Source organism: Intrasporangium sp. DVR (assembly GCF_040365325.1).
Taxonomy (GTDB): Bacteria; Actinomycetota; Actinomycetes; order Actinomycetales; family Dermatophilaceae; genus Intrasporangium.
This window is the reverse complement of the sequence record NZ_BAABZW010000018.1, coordinates 23,724-41,035: the sequence shown is the minus strand read 5'-3', so window position 1 is coordinate 41,035 and position 17,312 is coordinate 23,724. Positions and strand designations below refer to the sequence as shown.

18 protein-coding genes and 1 pseudogene are annotated in these 17,312 nt (G+C 71.0%); 17 read left to right on the top strand and 2 right to left on the bottom strand.

Annotated elements, in window-relative coordinates:
• Positions 1 to 34: 34 nt before the first annotated feature.
• The 5 genes and pseudogenes from ABWV20_RS13790 to ABWV20_RS13770 all read left to right on the top strand — a co-directional run bounded on the left by ABWV20_RS13790 (position 35) and on the right by ABWV20_RS13770 (position 4,220).
• Positions 35 to 700 (top strand): HAD family hydrolase, encoded by a 666-nt coding sequence (locus ABWV20_RS13790; protein WP_353355986.1) that lies wholly within the window; start codon positions 35 to 37, stop codon positions 698 to 700.
• A 116-nt stretch (positions 701 to 816) separates the two neighbouring features.
• On the top strand, positions 817 to 2,178 hold the full coding sequence (locus ABWV20_RS13785; protein WP_353355984.1) for a pyridoxal phosphate-dependent decarboxylase family protein: 1,362 nt from the start codon (positions 817 to 819) through the stop codon (positions 2,176 to 2,178).
• A 138-nt stretch (positions 2,179 to 2,316) separates the two neighbouring features.
• Positions 2,317 to 2,640, top strand: a pseudogene (gene napA, locus ABWV20_RS13780) (nucleoid-associated protein NapA); the annotation flags it as partial.
• Positions 2,641 to 2,700: 60 nt separating this feature from the next.
• Positions 2,701 to 3,165 carry a GNAT family N-acetyltransferase gene (locus ABWV20_RS13775; RefSeq protein WP_353355980.1) on the top strand — a complete coding sequence of 155 codons (465 nt, stop codon included), beginning with the start codon at positions 2,701 to 2,703 and terminating at the stop codon, positions 3,163 to 3,165.
• Positions 3,162 to 4,220, top strand: coding sequence for a P1 family peptidase (locus ABWV20_RS13770; protein ID WP_353355978.1), 1,059 nt, complete (start codon positions 3,162 to 3,164; stop codon positions 4,218 to 4,220). Before ABWV20_RS13775 ends, ABWV20_RS13770 begins: the two co-directional genes overlap by 4 nt.
• A gap of 8 nt (positions 4,221 to 4,228) precedes the next feature.
• Here ABWV20_RS13770 and ABWV20_RS13765 read toward each other — a convergent pair whose 3' ends face one another.
• Positions 4,229 to 5,152 (bottom strand): MBL fold metallo-hydrolase, encoded by a 924-nt coding sequence (locus ABWV20_RS13765; protein ID WP_353355976.1) that lies wholly within the window; start codon positions 5,150 to 5,152, stop codon positions 4,229 to 4,231.
• 102 nt (positions 5,153 to 5,254) lie between these two features.
• Here ABWV20_RS13765 and ABWV20_RS13760 point away from each other — a divergent pair, with 102 nt between their 5' ends.
• The 10 genes from ABWV20_RS13760 (at position 5,255) to ABWV20_RS13715 (ending at position 14,375) form a co-directional block, all read left to right on the top strand.
• Entirely contained in the window at positions 5,255 to 5,770 is a 516-nt protein-coding gene (locus tag ABWV20_RS13760) for a hypothetical protein (RefSeq protein WP_353355974.1), read from the top strand.
• Positions 5,771 to 5,790: 20 nt separating this feature from the next.
• Positions 5,791 to 6,210 carry an HIT family protein gene (locus ABWV20_RS13755; protein ID WP_353355972.1) on the top strand — a complete coding sequence of 140 codons (420 nt, stop codon included), beginning with the start codon at positions 5,791 to 5,793 and terminating at the stop codon, positions 6,208 to 6,210.
• Positions 6,211 to 6,508: 298 nt separating this feature from the next.
• Positions 6,509 to 8,137: a chaperonin GroEL gene (gene groL / locus ABWV20_RS13750; protein ID WP_353355970.1), complete on the top strand. Its 1,629-nt coding sequence runs from the start codon at positions 6,509 to 6,511 to the stop codon at positions 8,135 to 8,137.
• Between the two features lie 253 nt (positions 8,138 to 8,390).
• Positions 8,391 to 8,921, top strand: coding sequence for a TasA family protein (locus tag ABWV20_RS13745; protein WP_353355968.1), 531 nt, complete (start codon positions 8,391 to 8,393; stop codon positions 8,919 to 8,921).
• A gap of 78 nt (positions 8,922 to 8,999) precedes the next feature.
• Positions 9,000 to 9,578 carry a signal peptidase I gene (locus ABWV20_RS13740; protein WP_353355966.1) on the top strand — a complete coding sequence of 193 codons (579 nt, stop codon included), beginning with the start codon at positions 9,000 to 9,002 and terminating at the stop codon, positions 9,576 to 9,578.
• 44 nt (positions 9,579 to 9,622) lie between these two features.
• Positions 9,623 to 11,419 (top strand): Ig-like domain-containing protein, encoded by a 1,797-nt coding sequence (locus ABWV20_RS13735; RefSeq protein ID WP_353355964.1) that lies wholly within the window; start codon positions 9,623 to 9,625, stop codon positions 11,417 to 11,419.
• The gene (locus ABWV20_RS13730) at positions 11,419 to 11,775 is read left to right on the top strand and encodes a hypothetical protein (RefSeq protein WP_353355962.1); all 357 of its coding nucleotides are present in this window, start codon (positions 11,419 to 11,421) and stop codon (positions 11,773 to 11,775) included. The genes ABWV20_RS13735 and ABWV20_RS13730 overlap by 1 nt, the downstream gene beginning before the upstream one ends.
• A gap of 36 nt (positions 11,776 to 11,811) precedes the next feature.
• Positions 11,812 to 12,516 carry a response regulator transcription factor gene (locus tag ABWV20_RS13725; protein ID WP_353355960.1) on the top strand — a complete coding sequence of 235 codons (705 nt, stop codon included), beginning with the start codon at positions 11,812 to 11,814 and terminating at the stop codon, positions 12,514 to 12,516.
• A complete protein-coding gene (locus tag ABWV20_RS13720) occupies positions 12,509 to 13,759 on the top strand; it encodes a HAMP domain-containing sensor histidine kinase (protein ID WP_353355958.1) in 1,251 nt (416 codons plus the stop codon). The genes ABWV20_RS13725 and ABWV20_RS13720 overlap by 8 nt, the downstream gene beginning before the upstream one ends.
• 79 nt (positions 13,760 to 13,838) lie before the next feature.
• Positions 13,839 to 14,375 carry a DinB family protein gene (locus tag ABWV20_RS13715; RefSeq protein WP_353355956.1) on the top strand — a complete coding sequence of 179 codons (537 nt, stop codon included), beginning with the start codon at positions 13,839 to 13,841 and terminating at the stop codon, positions 14,373 to 14,375.
• Positions 14,376 to 14,515: 140 nt separating this feature from the next.
• On the opposite strand, the gene ABWV20_RS13710 is transcribed toward ABWV20_RS13715, so the two are convergent.
• A complete protein-coding gene (locus tag ABWV20_RS13710) occupies positions 14,516 to 14,803 on the bottom strand; it encodes a WXG100 family type VII secretion target (RefSeq protein ID WP_353355954.1) in 288 nt (95 codons plus the stop codon).
• A 129-nt stretch (positions 14,804 to 14,932) separates the two neighbouring features.
• Here ABWV20_RS13710 and ABWV20_RS13705 point away from each other — a divergent pair, with 129 nt between their 5' ends.
• Positions 14,933 to 15,703, top strand: a complete 771-nt coding sequence (locus ABWV20_RS13705) for a DUF4031 domain-containing protein (protein ID WP_353355952.1) — start codon at positions 14,933 to 14,935, stop codon at positions 15,701 to 15,703.
• 175 nt (positions 15,704 to 15,878) lie between these two features.
• Positions 15,879 to 17,312, top strand: a complete 1,434-nt coding sequence (locus ABWV20_RS13700; RefSeq protein WP_353355950.1) for an NAD-dependent malic enzyme — start codon at positions 15,879 to 15,881, stop codon at positions 17,310 to 17,312.

Here is a 17,312-nt window from a genome sequence, read left to right as displayed (position 1 = left end):
CGGACCACCGGCGAATCGCGCCTAGGCTAGGGAGGTGACAGATTCCCTGAGGCCGCGCTGGCCCGTCGTCATCTTCGACCTCGACGGCACGCTGGCGGACACCGTGAACCTCATCGTCGAGTCGTACCAGTACGCGTTCCGCACGGTCATGGGCCGCGAGGAGGACCCCGAGGTCATCCGTTCGTGGATCGGCCGTCCGCTGAGCAGTGCCTTCCGCGACCACGCGCCCGACCACGCCGACCAGCTCTACGCCACCTACCTCGGGTGGAACGCCGACAACACCGAGCGGCTGATCCGCAGCTACGTTGGCGCCCGCGAGGTGCTCGTGGCGCTCGGCGAGGCCGGGGCCAAGGTCGCCGTGGCGACGTCCAAGCGCCGCGAGTCCGCGCAGCAGGCGATGGACATCCTCGGCCTCTCGCCCCACATCTCCGCGCTCGTCGCCCTGGAGGACACCGAGATCCACAAGCCCGAGCCGGCGCCCCTCCTGCTCGCGCTCGAGCGGCTCGGCCACTCCGACCCGTCGAAGGCCGCCTACGTCGGCGATGCCGTCGTCGACGTCCTCGCGGGCAAGGCCGCCGGGATGGCGACCATCGCCGTGACGTGGGGGGCGGGCGTGCGCGCCAACCTCGACAAGGTCCGCCCCGACGGCGTCGCGACGACGACCGCCGAGCTCCACGACCTGCTCCTGACCTCCTCCTGATCCTCGCCCTATCCAGCGCCCTATCCAGCGCCCGAGCCGGCGCCCGAGCCGGCGTTCGTCCGGGAGCGGGCTCAGCGGCATACGGCCTCGTTCGTCGGTACCCCTAGAGTTCCTCCGTGCACAGCTTCGACAAGGACCCCGACCACATCGCCGTGGAGCAGGTCCTGCGCTACGCGCGGGAGCGTCTCCTGATGGACCCGATCCCGCTGGACGGGCCCCAGACGGAGGACTACCTCACGAGCGCCGCCGGGCAGACGATCACGGCGGCGGGCCTCGGGGCGCCCCGCGCCATGGAGCTCTTCGAGCACACCCTGGCCCCGGCGTGCCTGTCGACCGATCACCCGCGCTACCTCTCCTTCATCCCGTGCGCGCCGACCCGTGAGGCGGCCGCGTTCGACGTCGTCGTCGGCGCCTCCTCTGTCTACGGCGGGTCCTGGCTCGAGGGGGCCGGCGCCGTCTACGCCGAGAACCAGGCGCTCCGCTGGATCTCCGACCTCGCCGGGCTGCCCGAGGAGGCCGGCGGGGTCTTCGTGCCGGGAGGGACCGTCGGCAACCTTTCCGCGCTGGTCGTGGCGCGTGACACCGCACGCAACCGGGCGCGGGCCGAGGGCACGGGGGCGCGGCCGTGGCGCATCGCGGCGACCGACAACGCCCACTCGTCCGTCGTGTCCATGGCGGCGGTCATGGACGCCGAGGTGTGCGGCGTCCACGTCGACGAGAAGCTCCGGCTGACCGGCCCCGAGCTGCGCAGGACCCTCGAGGAGCTCGGACCCGAGACGTTCTTCGCCGTCGTCGCGACGGCCGGCACGACCAACTTCGGCGTGGTCGACGACCTCGAGTCCGTCGCGGACGTGTGCGAGGAGTTCGGGCTCTGGCTGCACGTCGACGGCGCCTACGGCGGCGCGGGACTGGCCGCCCCCTCCGTGCGGCACCTCTTCAACGGGATCGAGCGCGCCGACTCCTTCATCGTCGACCCGCACAAGTGGCTCTTCGCACCGTTCGACTGCTGCGCCCTGATCTACCGCGACCCCGAGCTCGCCCGGGTCGCGCACACCCAGGAGGCCGGCTACCTCGACGTCCTCACCAAGGCGACCGAGTGGAACCCGACCGACTACTCGATCGGCCTGACCCGTCGGGCCCGCGGGCTCCCGCTCTGGTACTCCCTCGCCGTGCACGGGACCGACGCCTACGTCGAGGCCATCGAGGGGACGCTCGACGTCATCCGGCACGCTGCGCGCGAGATCGAGCACCGGCCCCACCTCGAGCTGGTCCGCGAGCCGGACCTGTCCGTCGTGGTGTTCCGGCGCCTCGGCTGGGGGCCGGAGGACTACCAGGCCTGGACGGACCGGATGCTCGCCGCGGAGTTCGCCTTCGTCGTGCCGACGACGTTCCGCGGCGAGACGCTGACCCGGTTCGCCGTCGTCAACCCGCACACGACGAACGAGGACGTCACGGCCATCCTCGACACGATGTCGTGACGTCCCCGAGTGAATGACACTCATGTGATTCACCGTCTAAGGTGGGTAGTGGAGCCAACGCGATCGAGTTCACGGGATGGACATCTTCCCGATTGGAAGAGCCAGGCGGGGAGTCGTTACCGTTTCGCACGACCAGCCGACAACCGGCGCAACTCAGAGACAGGGACCATGAGCACAGAACACGCCACGGAGCAGACGCACCACTCCGAGAGCGAGCTCAGTGACCGGGACCTCGAGATCCTGGCCTTCGAGCGACAGTGGTGGAAGTACGCCGGCTCCAAGGAGCAGGCCATCAAGGAGCTCTTCGACATGAGCTCCACGCGCTACTACCAGGTGCTCAACGCCCTCCTCGACAGCCCGGCCGCGCTCGCGGCCGACCCCATGCTGATCAAGCGGCTGCGCCGGATGCGGACGAGCCGGCAGCGGGCACGCACGAGCCGCCGCCTCGGCTTCAACGCCTGAGGCCCCCTTCCCGGGTGTCGCGACCTGCTGTGACGGTGGGGAGCGTGGTTCACTTCCCCCATGGCCGACGTCGTGGTTCGCCGCGCGGGAGCCGATGACGCCTTCATCGTCGCCGCCCTGCACCTGCAGTTCGCCCGCGAGCTCGGCCTGCCGTCCGAGCCGGGCTACCTCGACCGGTTCGTCGACGCGTGGCTGGCCGAGCGCCCCGACCGGCCCACGTGGATCGCGGAGGCCCGCCGCCAGCACGCCGGCATCCTCGAGACGCGCCGGATCCGGGCGCTGCCCTGGCCTGGGCGCAAGGACGTGAGCTGGCTCCACGTCGGTGGCCTCTTCGTGATCCCCGACTGCCGTGACCTCGGGGTGGCGCGGGCCCTCACCGAGGCGATGATCGAGTGGTCGCGCTCCACCGACGTCAAGTGGATCCGGGTCAACGCGCCCGACGAGAAGGAGCAGCAGTTCTACGAGCGGCTCGGTTTCAGCTCGCCGGGCCGGCTGATGGAGTTCGACCTGAGGGACCCCGAGTGAGCGCCCAGAGCCGGCCCGGACCGACCAACTCCGTCGTCGACGTCGCCGGCATCCGGGTCGGCCACTGCACGAGGGACGAGCCCGGCTGGCTCACGGGCGTCACGGTCGTCGTGGCGCCCCCCGGCGGCGCCGTCGCCGGCGTCGACGTCCGCGGCGGGGGACCGGGCACCCGCGAGACCGACCTGCTCGACCCGCGCAACCTCGTCGACCGGGTCGACGCGATCGTCCTCGGCGGCGGCAGCGCTCCGGGCCTGGGGGCCGCGGACGGCGTCGTCGAGGGGCTGTTCGACGATGGCCGGGGCTGGCCGACCCGCGAGCCGGGCCAGGTCGTGCCGATCGTGCCGGCCGCGATCCTGTTCGACCTCGGGCGGGGCGGCACCTGGCGCCACCACCCGCGCGCGAACGACGGCAGAGCCGCCTACGACGCCGCCGTCCCGTCCGTCGCCCAGGGCTGCGTCGGGGCCGGCACGGGGGCCCGCGTGGGCGGGCTGAAGGGAGGGGTCGGCACCGCGAGCGTGGTCCTGCCGTCGGGCGTGACCGTCGGCGCCATCGTCGCGCTCAACGCCATCGGGTCCGCTGTGGACCCGGCCACCGGCAGGCCGTATGCCGCTGGGCTCGGCCTCGAGGGCGAGTTCAGTCACGTCGGGGTGGCGTCCCCGGAGGAGTTGGCCGAGGCGGTCCGCCGGGCCGAGTCCCTCCCGGACCGGATGGCCGGGTTGCCTGCGATGGCGACGACGATCGGGGTCATCGCCACCGATGCGACGTTGACGAAGGCGCAGTGCCAGAAGCTTGCCGGCGTCGGCCACGACGGCTTCGCCCGGGCGATCAAGCCGGTCCACACACCGTTCGACGGCGACACCCTCTTCGCCATGGCGACCGGTGCGCATGACCCGGTCGAGGCTGTCGACCTCATGCTGCTGATGGAGGCGGGCGCCGACTGCGTCTCGCGGGCGATCGTCCATGCCCTGCTGGCCGCGACCTCGGTGGACCGCTCCGGCGACGGGGGCCTGGCCATCCGCTGCTGGTCGGAGGCGTTCCCCTCGGCGCTCGCCTGAGCTCCCGGTCAGTCCGGCCCCGGGCGCGCGCTCGAGGCTGTCGATGCGGTCGCGCTCGTCGATGCGGCCGCGTCGCCGCCGTCCTGCGCAGCGTGCAGCCACCCGCGACGGAACGCCGAGTCGAGCCGGTCCAGGGCGTACGGAAGCCTCGAGTCCGGCTCCGCGACGGCGGCCTCGAGCGACCAGCCCGCGGCGCGACGCTCACGGATCACCTGGCCGACCGTCGCGACGGCGTCGCGCTGGCTGCGGACGAACTCGGCGTCGACCGGACTGCCGTGTCCGGGCACGACGACGCTGTCGGCGTCGAGCCAGCCAAGGTGCTCGGTCAGCGTGCCCGCCCACTCGAGCGGCCAGCAGTCCTGACCGAAGGACGGCGGTGCCGACTCCTCGATGAGGTCGCCGAGGAACATCGCCCCGGCGTCGGCGACGTGGACGCTGATGTCGCCGTCGGTGTGACCGCGCCCGGACCAGGTCATCGTCACCACGCGGTTGCCGAGGTCGATCGTGGCACTGTGCCCGAACGTGCTGTCCGGCGCCCGGACCGCCGTGGCCAGCACCTCGACGACGTCGCGTGAGGTGTAGCCCGCCTCGGGCCCGTCGCCGGGGTCGGCGCGGAACAGCGACTTGATGCGCTCGACGTCGGCGTCGAGCGACCGCGCGACGTTGGCGTGGGCGTGCACCGTCGCCGCGGTGAACGCGCCGTTGCCGAACGTGTGGTCGAAGTGGACGTGGGTGTTGACGACGTGGCGCACCTCGATATCGGCGCCCAGCCGCCGGATGTCGTCGAGGACCTCGAAGCCCTGCAGGCTGCTCGCCCTGGTGTCCACGACGACGGCGCCGTCCCGACCCAGGACGAGGCCGACGTTGACATCCCACTGCGGGTAACGGGCCACGAACACCTGGTCCGCCACCTCGAGGAAACCCGAGCCCATCACCGCGACCTCCCGCGTCGTCCTGCCCTATCGGTGCCCGTCACCGTATCGGGAGGGGCCGAAATGCGCACGGGGTGCCCGTTTCGTCTACCTTGGTGTGCCATGCGTGCGGAGATGAAGGCCAGAGAGCGAGCAGCCAGACGGCGCCGCAACGCGGTCGTCGCCGCCGGACTGGCGGTCGTGGCGCTCCTCGGCGGACTGATCCTGTGGTGGCCGGACGACAGCCAGTGGCGGGAGCAGCCGCTGTCCTCGGGCCTCATCCCGACGACGCTCGGGTCGGAGTGGACGCAGGAGCCGGCGCCGGGTGACTGGCGGACCGTGGCCGGGCAGGGTGGGGCGACGGCGACGACGACCCCCCGTTCGACCGCCGGGACGGCCCCCCCGACCTCGAGCGCTCGCGCCACGTCAGGGTCCGAGCCGGAGCCCACCACTGACCCGACCGAGCCGCCGCCGGCGCCGAGCCCGACCGTCACGCCCAGGCAGTCGGAGACGACCACCACGACGTCCGAGCGGCCGTCCAAGCCGTCGAACCCCAACAAGCCGACCAAGACGCCCAAGGCGGGCGCCGAGGCGCAGGCGGCGGACTGCTCGGTCGAGCTCTTCGGGGTCTGCCTCTGAGCCATGGCACGCTGGGCGCCATGGACTGCACGTTCTGCGCGATCGCGGCCGGCGACCTCGCCGCCGACATCGTCCTCGACGAGCCGCACTTCGTCGCGTTCCTCGATCGCAGACCGGTCTTCAAGGGCCACGTCCTGCTCGTCACCCGGGCCCATGTGCCCACCCTGCTCGACCTGCCGGACGGCCTCGAGGCGGGCCTCACGCGCGCTGCGCGTCGACTGGCCGCGGCGGTCGTGGGTGGGCTCGGCGCCCAGGGCACCTTCGTGGCGATGAACAACGTCGTCAGCCAGTCGGTGCCCCACCTGCACGTCCACGTGGTGCCGCGCACCAAGGGGGACGGGTTGCGGGGCTTCTTCTGGCCGCGCACGACCTACGCCAGCGAGGAGGAGGCCGCCTCGTATGCCGCTCGGCTCGCTTCCGCCCTGCCTGCCCCGTCCTGATACTGACGGCCGGTGCCGTCACCTCCTTCGCCGAGGGTTTGCACTCTCCCCATGAGAGTGCCAATAATGGCGTTAGCACTCTCCTCGTGGGAGTGACAGAAATGGGCCGCACCACGAGGGGCCGTTTTCCCAGCGACGTGAGCTGCGGGAGCCGACCTCGTCCGTCGCGGGCGTCGTGCGGGCCACCAACCAACGTATCGAGTGACGCAGGGCGTGACGATCGACCGAGCCCCGGCGAGGGAAGACCGGAGCGCCCACCGCGTCAGTCGTAGCAACTCGTGTGGGAGGAACCACCCGAATGGCCAAGACCATTGCGTTTGACGAAGAGGCGCGTCGCGGCCTCGAGCGCGGCATGAACATCCTTGCCGACGCCGTCCGCGTCACGCTGGGCCCGAAGGGCCGCAACGTCGTCCTGGAGAAGAAGTGGGGCGCACCCACGATCACCAACGACGGTGTCTCGATCGCCAAGGAGATCGAGCTCGACGACCCGTACGAGAAGATCGGCGCCGAGCTCGTCAAGGAAGTTGCCAAGAAGACCGACGACGTCGCCGGTGACGGCACGACGACGGCGACCGTGCTCGCCCAGGCCATGGTGAAGGAGGGCCTGCGCAACGTTGCCGCCGGCGCCAACCCGATGGCCCTCAAGCGCGGTATCGAGAAGGCCGTCGAGGCCGTCTCCACGGCCCTGCTCGACTCCGCCAAGGAGATCGAGACCAAGGAGGAGATCGCCTCCACCGCCTCCATCTCCGCGGCTGACGAGGAGATCGGTGGCCTCATCGCCGAGGCGATGGACAAGGTCGGCAAGGAAGGCGTCATCACCGTCGAGGACTCCAACACCATGGGCCTCGAGCTGGAGATGACCGAGGGGATGCGCTTCGACAAGGGCTACATCTCCGCGTACTTCGTCACCGACACCGAGCGGATGGAGACCGTCCTCGACGACGCCTACGTCCTCGTCGCGAACTCCAAGATCGGCTCCGTCAAGGACCTGCTGCCCCTCCTCGAGAAGGTCATGCAGTCCGGCAAGCCGCTGCTCATCATCGCCGAGGACGTCGAGGGCGAGGCCCTGGCCACCCTCGTCGTGAACAAGATCCGCGGCACGTTCAAGTCCGTCGCCGTCAAGGCTCCGGGCTTCGGTGACCGTCGCAAGGCGATGCTGACCGACATCGCCATCCTCACGGGTGGCCAGGTCATCTCCGAGGAGGTCGGGCTCAAGCTCGAGAACGCCACCCTCGACCTGCTCGGCAAGGCTCGCAAGGTCGTCGTCACCAAGGACGAGACGACCATCGTCGAGGACGCGCAGGACCGCAGCGCGATCGAGGGCCGGATCGCCCAGATCAAGGCCGAGATCGAGAAGTCGGACTCCGACTACGACCGCGAGAAGCTCCAGGAGCGCCTCGCCAAGCTCGCCGGCGGCGTCGCCGTCATCAAGGCGGGTGCGGCCACGGAGGTCGAGCTCAAGGAGCGCAAGCACCGCATCGAGGACGCCGTGCGCAACGCCAAGGCTGCCGTCGAGGAGGGCATCGTCGCCGGTGGTGGCGTCGCCCTCATCCAGGCCGCCAAGGTGCTCGACACCCTCACGCTCGAGGGTGACGAGGCCACCGGTGCCAACATCGTCCGCGTGGCGGTCGAGGCCCCGCTCAAGCAGATCGCGATCAACGCCGGTCTCGAGGGTGGAGTCGTGGCCGAGAAGGTGCGCAACCTCCCGCCGGGCCACGGTCTCAACGCGGCCACGGGCGAGTACGGCGACCTGCTCGCCGCCGGCATCATCGACCCGGTCAAGGTGACGCGCTCCGCGCTGCAGAACGCTGCGTCGATCGCGGCGCTCTTCCTCACGACCGAGGCCGTCATCGCCGACAAGCCGGAGAAGGCCTCTGCGGCTGCTCCGGGCGGCGACATGGGTGACATGGGCGGCATGGGCTTCTGATCCAGCCCTGACCTTCCACTCCGGCGAGTGCCGGACGCGCGACCTATCGCGCGTCCGGCACTCGCCTTTTTCGCGCCCTGCGCGGCGCGCGGGCCCGTCCGGACGGCACCTGCAGACAGTTGTGGGACTTCTGTAGCAAACGGTGGAGGTGGTGGGGAAATCGCGTGGGGAACCGGTGGAGGACGCCTCCGTAGCGTTTCTTCTGTCGCAACAACCCACTTCGCAAGCAACGCGAATCCACCCAGGAGCACCCATGAACAGCAAGAAGATCCTCGTCCCCCTCGCCACCCTCGTCGCCGCCGGCGCCATCGCCGTCGGGTCCGGTGCGACCTTCACCTCCACGAGCAACAACACGATCAGCTCCGTGGCCTCGGGCACCCTGACCCAGAGCAACTCCAAGGCGAACGCCGCGATCTTCAACGTCGCCAACATCAAGCCGGGCGACACGGTCATCGGCAAGGTCACGATCACGAACACCGGCACCCTGCCGGGCACCTTCAGCCTGAAGAAGGTCGACTCGACGAACACCTTCTCCAACAGCCTCAACCTCAACATCACCAACCAGACCACGGGTGTCGTGGTCTACAACGGTCCGTTCGGCGCTCTCGTGGATGGCACGGCCAAGGACCTCGGCGTCTACGCCGCCGGCGCGAGCAACACCTACGTCTTCACCGTCACGTTGGCCCTCTCGGCCCCCGACGCCGACCAGGGCAAGATCGCCTCGGCGGGCTTCACCTGGGACGCGGTCCAGCTCCTCGAGCCGACCACGTACGACCAGTCCTGAGCTGACCGGGGCGCCCCGATCTCTTCGGGGCGCCCCGCTCCCGTCCCGCCCCTGCGCTGCCCGCCTGAAGGAGTCGTCATGAGCTCAACGCCCGCCTCCGCCCGTCGCCGCCGTGGCGGCCGGGTCCTCGGCCTCGTCACCAACGTGCTGCTCGCCCTCGTCACCCTCGCCGGCCTGGCCTACCTCGCCCCCGGCGTGCTCGGCTACGAGCGGTACGTCATCACCGGCGGCTCGATGTCCGGCACGTTCGAGAAGGGTGCGCTCGTCCTCGAGCGGCCCGTCGCCGTGGCCGAGCTGCAGGTCGGTGACGTCATCACCTACGTTCCGCCGGCCTCGAGCGGTGTCTCGACCCTGGTCACGCATCGCATCACGGAGATCACGTCGTCCGAGACCGGTCAGCCCGTGCTGCGGACCAAGGGTGACGCCAACGCCGACGTCGACCCGTGGACGTTCAGCCTGAACGCTCCCACGCAGCCCGTCGTCGAGGTCGCCGTGCCGCACGTCGGTTGGGCGCTCATCGCCCTGGCGGACCGACAGGCACGGATGCTCGTCATCGGCATCCCCGCGTCGCTCGTCGCCCTCTACAGCCTCGGCCAGCTGTTCTTGGCCGTCCGGCCCGCTCGACGGCGCGGGCAGCTCGACCTCGCCTCGCACTGATCGCCCGAGCCCGACCACCTGAGAACGCAGCACAGGAGCCCGACATGAGCACCCGCATCCTCCGGACCGCGCTGGCCACCATCGTGGCCGGCGCGGCCCTGCTCGCGCCGACGGGCTTCTCGACCGCTGCGTTCACGTCGTCGTCGAGCAACACGGCCACCGTGCGAGCGGCCGTCGACTGGACGCCGCCGAGCGTGTCGCTGCAGAACCCGGGCACGCCGGTCAAGGACACGGTCACCCTGACAGCGGCCGCCTCCGACGCGGAGACGGGGGTCAAGGACGTCGCGATCCAGCACTTCTCCACCAGTGGCGGCTGGGTCACCATCTGCACGGTGACCCAGGCGCCGTACACCTGCGCCTGGAACACCAAGACGCTGACCGACGGCAGCTACTCGCTGCGCGCGGTCGCAACGGACAACGCCGGCTACACGTCCACGTCGGCGACCGTGCAGACCACCGTGGCAAACAACCTCCTCGTCGTCCTCGCGGACCCCGGCGACTTCGTGCGCGGCTCCGTCGCCCTGCAGACGACCCTCTACAACGCCGGCGGGACCACCTACACGGTTCGGGTGGAGTACGCACCGGCGGGCACGACGACGTGGAAGTCGATCTGTTCGAACCTGGCTTCGCCCTACGCCTGCACGTGGAACACGCCATCCTTCGCGAACGGCTCCTACGACCTGCGCTCGGTCGCCGCGGCCGGCTCCACCACCACCGTGTCCGCGATCGTTCCCGACGTCATGGTGGACAACCAGGCCCCGACGGTGACAATGTCGGACCCCGGCTCGCCCTTGAGCGGTGTCAGGACGTTCGCGGCCTCGGCGTCGGATGCCCATTCCGGCCTGGCGCAGGTCGTCATCGAGTACCAGCGCTCGGGCGGGACCTGGCAGCCGCTGTGCTCCCTGGTCGTCGAGCCGTGGAGCTGCGTCTACGACACGACGAAGCTGCTCGATGGCACCTACTCCTTCCGTGCGGTCGCGACCGACGCGGCCGGGAATGCAGCCACCTCGCCCAGCGTCACCAACCGGGTCATCGACAACACCGTGTCCTCGGTGACCATGCTCGACCCGGGTGCCTTCCTGAGTGGACGAGCCACGCTGGAGGCCGCGGCCAACTCGACGGCCGGTGTGACGAGCGTCAGGATCCAGCGCGCCCCGAGCGGCTCGTCGACCTGGACCGACGTGTGCACCGTGACCACCTCGCCGTACCGGTGCACCTGGGACACGACGACGGCCCCTGACGGGCTGTACGACTTCCGCGCCGTCCTCCTCGACGGCACGGGCGCGACCACGACCTCGGCCGTCGTCAGCAGCCGGCGGGTCGACAACACGCCGCTGCGCGGGTACGACGTGCAGACCGCCAACGGCGGGGCGACCGCGGGCAAGCTCGAACCGGGCGACACCCTCACCTACACCTACAACGACCAGGTCGCGCTCGGCACGGTCACCCCGGGCTGGAACGGCGGCGCCCAGGCCGTCACCCTGAGGGTCCGCGACGGCGGTCTCCTCGGCCTGACCGGGAAGAACGACACCGTCGACATCCAGCGCGCCGGCTCGGTGGTCAACCTCGGCACGGTCAACCTCAAGGAGGACTACGTCAAGGGCGGGAAGACGGCCGTGTTCAACGCGACCATGACTGCAGGCACGGCGTCCGTCAACGGCATCCTCGTGACCACGGTGACCATCAAGCTGGGCACCCTCGCGAGTGGCGACGGCGTGCGCACGGTCTCGAACGTCTCCACGATGGCGTGGACCCCCTCCGCCTCGGTCACGGACCTCTTCGGCAACACCTGCTCGACCGCCACCGCCCTGGAGACCGGCGTCCTGGACCGGGAGTTCTGATGCCCGACGAGTCGGAGTCGCCCAACCCGGGCACCGCGATCGCAACTCTGGCGCTCGCCGTGGTCCTCGCGGTGCGGGTCCTGACCGGCACCTTCTCGTCCTACGTGGAGGTGCTGGCTCTCGGCCTCGCTGCCGCAGCGCTGGTGACGTCGTACGTGCTGTGCCGGAGCAGCTGCGTGGAGGGGAGGGTGCTGGCCGTCCTCGTGGCCGTCGGAGCGGGTGTCGGGGTCCTGCTGGCCACGACGGTGGGAAGTCCGGGCGAGCCGGCCCGTCCCGTGGGGTGGGTCGATGTCGCCGTGCTCGCGCTGGCGGCAGTGATCCCCACGACAGTGGTCCTCGAAAGGCGTCGAAAGTGAGCCGAGCCGAGCGGCCGAGGGCCTACGCTTCGGGCCATGGAGGCACCGCAGGTCCTCGTGGTCGAGGACGACGACCGGATCGCCGCTCCGTTGATCCGCACCCTCGAGCGTGAGGGCTACGTCGTCGAGCGCCTCGACCGGGGTGCGGGAGCGGCCGAGCGGTTGGGGGGCGGCCGGGTCGACCTGCTCCTGCTGGACCTGGGCCTGCCCGACATGGACGGCCTCGACGTGTGCCGCCGGGCCCGGGAGGCCGGCTTCGAGGGCGGCATCATCATCCTGACCGCCCGGGACGGCGAGCTCGACCGTGTGGTCGGGCTCGACACGGGCGCCGACGACTACCTCGCCAAGCCGTTCGCGCTCGCCGAGCTGCTCGCTCGGGCCCGGGCCCTGCTGCGCCGGAGCGGACGGGCGACGGTGGAGCCGGCCAGGGCAGCACCGACGCAGCCCGGCTTCCGGGTCGACCGCCAGTCCCGGCGCGTGTGGGTGGGGGCAGAAGAGCTCGCCACGACGTCGAAGGAGTTCGACGTCATCGCCCTGATGGACAGCGAGCAGGGGAGTGTCCTGACCCGCGAGCGGCTCATCAACGAGGTCTGGGACGAGAACTGGTTCGGCTCGACGAAGATGCTGGACGCCACGATCGGCCGACTCCGACAGAAGCTCGAGGACACCAACGCCCCCGTGGAGATCGTCACCGTGCGAGGGGTCGGTTTCCGGCTGGAGAGCAGCGCCGCGGATGCGTGAGCGGCTCGTCGCCGTCCTCGTCGGCATGACCGTCGCCGTGATCGCGCTCTACGGCATCCCGCGCGCCTACCTGCTCGCGGACTTCGTCCACCAGAACGAGTCCCGCAAGATCGAGCGATCCGTGGTCCTGATGGCCGTCCTCGTCCAGGCGCGCTCCGATGACCGGGCGCCCGTGACGGAGGACTTCCTGCTGCCCCTGCTCAACGAGGCCGAGGGCATCCGCTACGTCGGACCGGACGGTCGCGTGATCTCGGTCGGGATCACTCCGGCGCGCGCGGACGACATCGTCCAGACGCGGTCCCTCCCCGGCGGCGGAAGCATCACCCTGGCGAGGTCAGGCGCCCTCGTCGACCAGAGGGTCTCGGAGGCGCTGCTGCCCCTCGTCCTCCTCGGCCTCGCCCTCGTCGCCGTGTCGGCGATCGCCGGCTTCTGGATGGCGCGGCGGCTGTCCCGACCGTTCCGGCAGCTCGCCAACGCGGCGTCAGACCTCGGACACGGCCGGTTCGACGAGGTCGACGTGCCCCACTTCGGCGTGCCCGAGGCAGAGCAGATCGGCTCGGCCCTGCGCTCCAGTGCCGAGAAGCTCGCCACGCTCGTGCGCCGGGAGCGGGAGTTCGCGGTCAACGCCTCCCACCAGCTGCGAACCCCGGTCACCGCGCTGCGGCTCGAGCTCGAGGACCTCTCGCAGTGGCCGGAGACACCCCCCCATGTGGCCGCCGAGCTGCGTCATGCGCTGTCCGAGCTGGACCGGCTGAGCGAGGCGATCACCGACCTGCTCGACCTCGCTCGTGGGCTGCGCCAGCGTGAGGCGCAGGAGGTCGATCTCGTCGAGGTCGTGGACCGGTCGGTGCTGCGGTGGCAGCCCCAGGTGGCGACTCAGGGGCGACAGCTGGAGCGGACCGGGGCGCGGACGGCCAGGGCGAGGACGAGTCCCGGGGCCGTGGCCCAGGTCCTCGACGTGCTCATCGAGAACGCCTGCGCCCACGGGGAGGGAGCCATCACGGTGGAGGCGGGAGAGACGGACACGCACGTCTACGTCCGGGTCACCGACGAAGGGCGCAACGCCCTCGGCTCCGACGTCTTCCAGCGGGGCGTGAGCGGCGGCGGTGGCACCGGGGTGGGCCTGGCCCTCGCGAGGGAGCTGGCCGTGGCGGAGGGCGGACGACTGGACCTCGAGCACCTTCCTCGGACGTCGTTCGTGCTGCGCCTCCCGAGAGTCCCCGAGCCCGCGGCCCCCAGCTGACCGCACCGTCGGCCGTATGCCGCTGGGCTCGCTCGGCATTCCAGGTGCTGGCCCCGGGGTGGCTCGCTAGCGTCAGGGCATGGCCGACACCGTGCGCGAGGAACGTGACCGACCCGCCTTCGTGGCGGACGAACGCACCCAGCTCGTCGGGTGGCTCGACCTCCAGCGCGAGATCGTGCGCTGGAAGTGCGAGGGGGTCTCGGACGCGGACGCCCACCGCGTCGTCATTCCGAGCTCGCCGCTCATGACGGTCGCGGGGGTCGTGTCGCACCTGCGCTGGACGGAGCACACGTGGTTCGAGGTGTCCTTCCTCGGGGGCCCGATCGAGGGGCCGCAGTTCGAGCAGGGCCCCGGGGGTGAGGAGCTCGACCAGGACTGGCGGGTCGACGGCGTGCCGCTGTCGGCCTTGGTCGAGGACTACCGCCGCCAGTGCGAACGGTCCAACGAGATCATCGCCGCCCACGCACTCGAGCAGACCGGGCTGGGTCAGGGCTGGCCCTCGGCGGGAGCCACGCTGCGGTGGATGCTGCACCACATGCTCGAGGAGACGGCCCGTCACCTCGGTCATCTCGACATCGTGCGCGAGCTGCTCGACGGCCAGAAGGGCTACTACTGACCGGGGCTCGCTCCTGCCGGGCCGCACCCACGCAGGGCCGGAGGGCGGCTCCCAGTCGTCGGGAGCCGCCCTCCGGTTGGGGGCTCGACCCGGCCCAGGGGCAGTGGATGTCATGACCGGGTCGAGGCTCGGGGGCACGGTCAGGAGAACATCGCCCGGGTCGCCGTCTCGTGCTGCTCATACGCCGACGAGGCCTTCGCCGTCAGGGTGCTGATCTCCCCGAGGGTCGTGTTGATCTTGTGCTGCATCTGGTTGTAGCGCTCCATGACCGAGTCGAACTGCGCGCGGGCCGGGCCCTCCCAGGCGCCGCTGAGCGAGCCCAGGCGAGCGCGGAGGGCGGTGGTGGCCGACTGGATGTCGTCGGAGAGTCGCTGGATGTCGATTGACGCTGCGCGGATCGCCTCGGTGTCGACGACGGACCTGGCCATGGTGGTTCTCCTCGGATCGGCTCGTGGGGCCGGTTGGTGACCTGACACCATGAACGCTAGGCGGATCGGCTCGGCCGCCCGTCCCGTTGTCCACAGGGCTCGTGGGGCGGGCTGGCTAGGCTCGCCTCCATGACGTTGTGGATCGACGAGCCGATCTGGCCGGCGCACGGCCGGCACTTCGCCCACCTCGTCAGCGACTCCTCCTACACCGAGCTGCACGACCTCGCCAGGAGGGTCGGGCTGCACCAGCGCTCCTTCGACGGCGACCACTACGACGTCCCGGACGTGCGTTGGGCGGAGGTGGTGGCGGCGGGAGCGACCCTGACCTCGGGAGCTGATCTCGCTCGGCGGCTCAACGCGTCCGGGCTGCGGTTGCGCAAGCGTCGTGGCGACCGTGGGCTCGCCCGCTACCTCGACCTGCCGTTCCCCAACGGCTCGAGCGACGTCGACCTCGTGGCCTCGAGCCGCCCCGTGCCGGAGCCGGAGGTCTGCGCGGCGATGCTGTTCGTGCGCGACGCCGCCGGGGACTTCGCCGTCGTCCACAGCATCCGCCGCGCCCAGTGGGGCTCGCCCGGAGGCTGGCGTGAGCCCGGCGAGTCACCCCTCGAGAACGCCCTGCGCGAGACCGAGGAGGAGACCGGCCTGCGGGTCGACGGGTCCCGCGTCGACGTCGTCGGCTACGAACGGTTCACGCCGCGCACCCCCGACAACGTCATCGACCCGCGACGCCCCTATCTGCAGGTCTACCGGGCCCGGCTCGACCTCGTCCGACCACCCCTCACGGACGGCGACGACGGCATCCACGAGACCCGGTGGGTGACACCGGCCGAGTACACCGCGCTGTGCTCCGACATGTTCTGGTGGCCCCTCGCGGTGCACGCCTGCCCCGACCTGTCCTGACCGTGCCCAGCCGTCCCCACCGGGCGGCTCGAGGACGCCGCCCCCCGCCGCGGCCACGCACGCCCGGGGAGCGAGCCCAGCGGCATACGGCCAATCTCCGGGTGCCCACGCGCGCCTGCCCCGGGAGTGCTAGACAGATACCGACCCCCACCTCACTTCGCAGAAGAAGGCCCGCATGCGCAACCCCAGCCCCGGATATGCCATCACCGTTCGAGTCGAGGCCCCGTCGTCGGCGGGGGCCACGGGCGGGCTCGTCGCCGCGGTCCAGCAGGCCGGTGGCTCGCTGACCGCGCTGGACATCGCCGAGTCGACCCACGACCGGCTCGTCGTCGACGTCACCTACGACGCCTCCGACGCCGACCACGCCGAGGACATCGCCGAGGCGCTCGCGAGGGTCCCCAACGTCTCCGTGCGCAAGGTCAGCGACCGCACCTTCCTGATGCACCTCGGCGGCAAGCTCGAGGTCAACCCGAAGGTGCCGCTCAAGCACCGCGACGACCTCTCGCGCGCCTACACGCCCGGGGTCGCCCGGATCTGCCTCGCCATCGCCGCCAACCCGGCCGACGCCCGCCGCCTCACGATCAAGCGCAACACCGTCGCCGTCGTCACCGACGGCTCCGCGGTCCTCGGCCTCGGCAACATCGGGCCGGCGGCCGCGCTGCCCGTCATGGAGGGGAAGGCGGCGCTGTTCAAGCAGTTCGCGGGGGTCGACGCGTGGCCGGTCTGCCTCGACACGCAGGACACCGAGGAGATCATCTCGATCGTCAAGGCGATCGCTCCGGTCTACGGCGGCATCAACCTCGAGGACATCGCTGCGCCACGGTGTTTCGAGATCGAGCGGCGGCTCCGGGACGAGCTCGACATCCCTGTCTTCCACGACGACCAGCACGGCACGGCCATCGTCGTCCTCGCCGCCCTGACCAACGCCCTGCGCGTCGTCGGCAAGGACATCGGGGCGATCCGCATCGCGGTCAGCGGGGTCGGGGCCGCGGGCCACGCGATCATCGAGCTGCTGCTCGCCCAGGGCGCCACCGACATCGTCGCCTGCGGTCGGGCCGGCGCCATCCACTCCGGCCAGTCCTACGACGACCCCGACCGCCAGTGGATCGCCCAGCACACCAACCGGCGCCACGAGGAGGGGTCCCTCCGCGACGTCCTCAAGGACTCGGACGTCTTCATCGGCGTGTCAGCGCCCAACCTGCTCACCGGCGACGACATCGCCACGATGGCCGACGACGCGATCGTCTTCGCACTCGCCAACCCCGACCCCGAGGTCGACCCGCTCGCGGCGGGCGAGCACGCGGCGGTCGTCGCCACCGGAAGGTCCGACTACCCCAACCAGATCAACAACGTGCTGTGCTTCCCCGGCTTCTTCCGCGGGATGCTCGACTCCGGAGCCAAGGACATCACGCAGGAGGTCATGGTCGCCGCCGCGACGGCGATCGCCGACTCCGTCTCCCCGGAGGAGCTGAACGCCAGCTACATTGTGCCCTCGGTGTTCGACCCGGTCGTGGCCCCCGCGGTCGCCCACGCGGTGCGCGGCGCCGTGGAGCCCGCCGACGGTGGGTCGGACCACCTGCGCACGACCCCGGTCGGGAAAGTGCTCTGA